The sequence below is a fragment of the Bacillus cereus group sp. BfR-BA-01310 genome (genome assembly GCF_022664325.1).
GTDB classification, from domain to species: domain Bacteria; phylum Bacillota; class Bacilli; order Bacillales; family Bacillaceae_G; genus Bacillus_A; species Bacillus_A paramycoides.
This window is the reverse complement of sequence record NZ_JAKUHD010000077.1, coordinates 1-998: the sequence shown is the minus strand read 5'-3', so window position 1 is coordinate 998 and position 998 is coordinate 1. Positions and strand designations below refer to the sequence as shown.

The following is a 998-nucleotide window of genomic DNA, read 5'->3' as shown; positions in this document are numbered from 1 at the left end:
ATGATCCTAGTAGAGAGTTTTTGCAAATAGTCCGTTCTTGCCTGTTTAATTCGTTCATGAATACGAGCGACTTTCATTCGCTGTTTCTGCCAGTTCGTTCCACCTTTTGTACGTCTAGATAGCATACGCTGGGCATGAGCGAGTTTCTTTTCTAATACCCGAAACCATTTTGGATTACCGAATACCTCACCTGTTGAAAGAATAGCAAAGTTTTTCACACCAACATCTATACCAACAGCGGAATCGGTCTTCGGTAATTCTTGTACTTCTGCTTCAGCAAGAATCGAGACAAAATATTTTCCACTTGGATTCCTTCTGACAGTAGCACTCAAAATTCGTCCTTCTACCTCACGACTTTTGACAAATTTGACAAGACCAAGTTTCGGTAACTTCAATTTATTATCTATAATCGCAATGTTTCCATTTGTGTGTTTCGTTGTATAGGATTGGACTTTATTGTTTCTCGATTTAAACCGAGGAGCTTTGTTTTGTTTTTTGAAGAATCTTACATAAGAGTCAGCGAGGTTGTGAAGAGAAGATTGTAGAGCGATACTGTCCACTTCTTTTAGCCATACAAATTCTTTTTTGAGAGTAGGTAATTGCGAAGGACAAGTGCCATAGGATAACCCTTTTCCTGTTTCTTTATATCTATCATTCCACTTTTCCAAAAAGTAGTTAAATACAAAACGTGAACAACCAATTGTTTTCGTAATAGCTATTTTTTGTTCTAAACTAGGATAGATCCGAAACTGATACGCTTTATGGGTAAGCACCGCTTTTCACCTCACTTCCTTTTTTTATTTGTTTACAATCTTTTTCATGATATGTATGAGAACGATATCATGATATAGCAAAAAAATACTGATCACGTATCATTTCTTCTTTTTTGTCGAAAGTCCTCTGTCCCTTTCAAAAAAATATACAAATGAAAGAACTTTTACAATGAAACAATTTCGTAGATGTAAAAATGCCTCGGAGCTGCAACATTTTCTTTCTAT

At 35.8% G+C, this 998-nt stretch carries 1 protein-coding gene; it reads right to left on the bottom strand.

Annotated features, from left to right (window positions below; all coding sequences use genetic code 11):
- The coding region (locus MR109_RS29595; RefSeq protein ID WP_242274856.1) for a transposase at nt 1–773 on the bottom strand (773 nt) is incomplete at its 3' end.
- Nucleotides 774–998 lie beyond the last annotated feature (225 nt).